At 37.1% G+C, this 4,798-nt stretch carries 6 protein-coding genes; 5 read left to right on the forward strand and 1 reads right to left on the reverse strand.

Annotated features, from left to right (window positions below; genetic code table 11):
- On the reverse strand, positions 1–361 hold a 361-nt coding region (locus AB685_RS26500; RefSeq protein ID WP_047973588.1), incomplete at its 3' end, for a YitT family protein.
- Between the two features lie 297 nt (positions 362–658).
- On the opposite strand from AB685_RS26500, the gene AB685_RS26505 reads away from it, so the two are divergent.
- The 5 genes from AB685_RS26505 to AB685_RS26520 all read left to right on the forward strand — a co-directional run bounded on the left by AB685_RS26505 (position 659) and on the right by AB685_RS26520 (position 4,629).
- Complete coding sequence (locus AB685_RS26505) at positions 659–1,636, forward strand: hypothetical protein (RefSeq protein ID WP_241773392.1); 978 nt, start codon at positions 659–661, stop codon at positions 1,634–1,636.
- Between the two features lies 1 nt (position 1,637).
- Positions 1,638–1,799 (forward strand): hypothetical protein, encoded by a 162-nt coding sequence (locus AB685_RS31870; RefSeq protein ID WP_198530598.1) that lies wholly within the window; start codon positions 1,638–1,640, stop codon positions 1,797–1,799.
- 306 nt (positions 1,800–2,105) lie between these two features.
- Entirely contained in the window at positions 2,106–2,873 is a 768-nt protein-coding gene (locus AB685_RS26510) for an IclR family transcriptional regulator (protein ID WP_047973590.1), read from the forward strand.
- A 14-nt stretch (positions 2,874–2,887) separates the two neighbouring features.
- A complete protein-coding gene (locus AB685_RS26515; protein WP_047973591.1) occupies positions 2,888–4,135 on the forward strand; it encodes a 3-isopropylmalate dehydratase large subunit in 1,248 nt (415 codons plus the stop codon).
- A complete protein-coding gene (locus AB685_RS26520; RefSeq protein ID WP_047973592.1) occupies positions 4,132–4,629 on the forward strand; it encodes a 3-isopropylmalate dehydratase small subunit in 498 nt (165 codons plus the stop codon). Before AB685_RS26515 ends, AB685_RS26520 begins: the two co-directional genes overlap by 4 nt.
- The last annotated feature ends 169 nt before the right edge of the window (positions 4,630–4,798 follow it).

Genomic DNA, 4,798 nt, shown 5'->3' on the forward strand with positions numbered 1-4,798 from the left:
AACGAATGATAAATCCAATAGCAGCCCCTGCAATCACGCCTCCGAATACGGAAGATAATAAGGCGTCATCTGTCACTTGAACGACTGGAATATACAACATGGCTACAGAGGTCACCATTACAGAAAACACACTATTGCCGATAAAGGTTTTTCCGAGTCCAAGCCAACCTAAGATGAAGATTGGGATGTTCAGTACAAAAATCCAAATCCCAGCGTTCACGGGGGTTAATAAGCCAAATACCATGGCAAGTCCTGTTACGCCACCTGTTAATACTTCGTGTGGCAGTAAGAATAAGTTAAAGGCAAACCCCAGAACAACAGAAGCAACAAAAATTCCTATCAATCGATATACATTGCTCATTATGACACTCCTTACTTTAATGAGTTCTTCCACCTGTTTACCCGAAAAGACAATGAAAGAAAAGTGATATTTCTATTTCTAATGAAGGGGAGGGACAAAAGTAGTAAATCTGATCCTAATACCCTCACATCAGAAGTCTAATGGTATAATTTACAAAAGTAGTAATGGGAAGGGGTTAAGWTGGCAGAAAAGAAAACGAGGCAGAGACTGACCATACTTTCAAAAGAATTAAATGACTTACTAAATAAACTCCATGAACAATCAAAAACGCATAAACCATTAACGTCTGCGCTTCTATTGAAAAATGCCCTTCTCTTCTTAGTAAGAAAAGCACAGACATTTCTTTCTTTACAAGGGCTCTTCAACGTTCTACTGATCATCATTCCTAGCTATATCATCCATGAAACCACCACCGCGTTTGAGCAGATTCTTGCATTACCACTCAGTTCACTCAGCTTATTACTAGGAATAGGATTGGTCCTTCTTTTCTTATACATTCGAACGCTTGTGTCAAATGAGATGAGTAGGATCGGCAGTGACCTGTTTCACATCGAAGTCTATGAAAAGCGAATGAAAGCCGAATACAACTCGTTAATTTCGTTAGCGCAGGAGAAGGATTTTATCGAACTACTTAAAGAAGAAGTGTTCCTAGAGTTAGAGCAGAGAGTGGACGATGGCASCATAAATGAGCTTGAAGAATGCAGAGCCCTATTGAAGCAATTAGAGCTAGACATTGGCAAAAAAGATGACGCCATTGAATCATTGCTCGTTCAGCTAGAAGAAACAGAAGAATCGGCTGAATTATTTAAAGAAAAATATGATCTCTTAATTGAATTTATCTACCAGCTCAAGTCAAAATTGAACTTGCTTGTTACCGATCAATTCAATTTGGATAACATCGACTTTGGTACGAGCTATTCGCTTTATCAGGTTGATGAGAACCACTTAGTTTTTATTGATTCGTATGGGATCAATAAAGCAGAGTTAGACGTTTTTATTCCGATTAGTGAGGGTGAAAATAAGTATGTGAGGTCAATTGATAAGACGCAAAAAGACCCGCTTATTTTGCCGGAATTCATCTCTTGGAAGAGAGTTCTTCAAGATGGATCTGAATGGATTATTTCCCTCCATCTCGATCATTCCAATCGAGACAAGTTGAATGTCGAGGATGAAACTGGTAAGCTAAACTTAACAATCACGCAAGAACTTCTATGGATTTGTTGCGAACTCCTTAACAAGTTTGCGACGTATCCAAAAAAGAAAGGGGAGCATTAAAATGAGACAAGCCTCACAAGTAAAGCCTTACTCAAAACAACTCTCCGATCATTATTTAAACAAACGTAAATTAAAAAATAAACGGGTACGCGAAGAAGCGTTAAAAGCCCTCCAAAACGATCATCGTCTAACTAAAAAGAACCTAGAAAAAGCTGGCACATAAGTGTCAGCTTTTATTTGTTTAGTGCTTTATTTGCTTTTTGTTTTGCTTCTTCATTGCGACGTTTTACCTCATTCATCAATTGGTCCATTTGCTTGGATATTTGAGACTTTTTAAGAAGGTTATTGCCAATGGGAATAGTACGCTTCTATATTCTTAACTATAGAAAATCTAAAACACWTAAATAATTTTCTGAATATTATTGACAATGTAAGCGTTTTTATTCTATAATTCAAATTATTCAAGTGTCCGCATAGTGTTTTAATTGTCCGTAATGCGGACAGAGTGATAGTTATTAAGGAGATAATAATGACAAAAAAAATAGACACTGTCCAATCAGTTGAAAGAGCAATCGACCTTTTATATTGCTTTTCAATTAATGAACCGGAGTTATCAATAAATGATTTAGTAGAAAAAACTGGTTTGAAGCGTCCAACAGTATTTCGCTTGCTTACTTCTATGAAAGAAAAAAATTTAATTGTAAGAGATGAGAATACTGGAGTATATAAGTTAGGTTTACCATTTATTGGGTTCGGTCAAATTGTGAGTGAAACAATTGATGTCAGAAAAGAAGCGGTTCCAATATTAAAAGCATTGTCTAAACAAACCAACGAAACAGTAAGTTTAAATATAATTCAAGAACGTCGAAGAGTCTGCGTAGAAAAAGTAGATGGTATGGGAGATATTAGACAGTTTGTTCGTTTAGGGTATCCTTATCCATTAGTGAGAGGTGCATCAGGTCAAATTTTCTTAGCYTATTCTGATCAAGAATTCATTGAGCAAGTGCTTACAGAGTGGAAAGAAAATAATGGTGATGAAGTTAATAGAGCTAAGTATTTTGATAATTTGATGAAGATTAAAAAAGATGGAATTGCAACCAGCAAAAATGATCGAGCCTTTGGTGCATATTCAATCTCTGCACCAGTGTTTAACGTTACAGGTCAAATGATAGCTGGATTGTCGATGTCTGGCTTAGCGGCTCGGTTGACAGATGAAATGGAAAAAGAGTTTAAAGATTTGGTGGTAAAGAGTGCTTTACACTTATCTCAGAAGCTAGGTTTTAATAATGAACATTAAAAGAGGTGAAAGTGATGGGAAGAACAGTAATTGAGAAAATTATTGCGAAGCACACGTTAGATCCAGTGAAAAAAGACAATATAGTTGTTGTTGATGTTGATATGGTTATGGCATCGGATACTACAGCACCTTTGGCTCTTAAAGCTTTTGAAGAAATGAGAGGAGAGAAGGTATGGAATAAAGAGAAGGTTGTACTGGTAATTGATCACGCATCTCCTGCCCCTAATGAAAGAATTGCAAATTTACATAAGATGATGAGAGAGTTCGCAAAAGAGCAAGATATCACTTTGTATGATGTAGGACAGGGTATTTGCCATCAACTAATGATTGAAAATGGACATGTACAACCGGGAGATCTGGTACTTGGTGCAGATTCACATACATGTACTTACGGAGCTATTGGTTCCTTTGCTACAGGTGTAGGATCAACCGATCTTGCAGGAGTTTTACTTACGGGAAAAACCTGGTTGAAAGTTCCTGGAACTATAAAGATTGAGTTGAATGGCAAGTTACAAACTGGGGTAAGTGCTAAAGATTTAGTTCTTCATCTGGTTGGAAAACTTGGAATAGAAGGTGCAACCTATAAATCGTTAGAATACACTGGCGAAGTAATTGAGGGTTTGACTGTAGCTAGTAGAATGACGCTTGCAAACATGTCTATAGAAATGGGAGCTAAAGCGGGATTAGTTGATACAAAAGGTTTAACCTGGGATCAGCCTTTCGAAGAAATAAAACCAGATTCAACAGCAGAATACGATCAAATTATTACTCTAGATGTGTCAGAGCTTGAACCACAAATATCAATTCCTCACATGCCTGATGATGTGAAACCTATTTCGGAAGTAGAAGGAGTGCCAATTCAACAAGCTTTTTTAGGAAGTTGTACAAACGGTAGGCTAGAAGATTTGCAAGAAGCAGCCAAAGTTTTAAAAGGGAAGAAGATACATCCAGAGGTGAGAATGCTAATAGGACCAGCATCAAATAAAGTATTTATGGACGCAATTTCTGATGGTACAGCTAAAATTCTAATGGATGCAGGAGCAATTTTTATGAGCTCGGGATGCGGACCTTGCGTAGGAACACATCAAGGAATCCCAGGTAATGGGGAAACTATCATATCTTYAACGAATCGTAATTTCAGGGGGAGAATGGGAAATCCAGAATCAAATGTGTACTTAGGCTCCCCAAGCGTAGTGGCAGCTGCTGCACTAACAGGAAAGATAACCAACCCACTAAGTATAGAAAAGGAGGTTATTTTATGATATTAAACGGAAAGGTTCATGTATATGGTAGCAATGTTAATACAGATGTAATAATTCCAGGAAAGTATACCAAAACACTAGATCTATCTAATCTAGCCGACCATGTATTAGAAGACATTGATCCTGATTTTAGAAGTCGTATGAATAAAGGAGATATAGTAGTTGCAGATATGAACTTTGGTTGTGGGTCCTCAAGAGAGCAGGCACCTATTGCGTTGAAAGTAGCTGGGGTATCTGTAGTTATTGCTCGTTCATTTGCTAGGATTTTCTTCAGGAATTCTATCAATATAGGACTACCTGTTATTGAAGTTCCACATCACAATATTGAGTGGGGTGATGTAGTATCAGTAAACTTAACCGAAGGAATTGTTATAAATTATACCAAAAAAGAAGAGTATTTGGGTACAACTATGCCTGAAGTAATGGTGCGCATACTTGAGGAAGGAGGGCTTGCTTCATACTTGAAGAAACATAGAGATTATGAGGTTAGTTGAATTCAGAATAATCAAAAATTAGATAGGGGCTGTAAATATGAGAAGGGCACAAAAATGGATGATTTTATTTAGTTTATTGTTACTAGTATTAATAGCATGTAATAGTAATGAGGAAGCCGGTACTAATGCTGAATCAAGCGCAGGCACTAATGGAGAAGAAGCGAATGAA

The sequence above is a fragment of the Bacillus sp. LL01 genome (assembly GCF_001037965.1).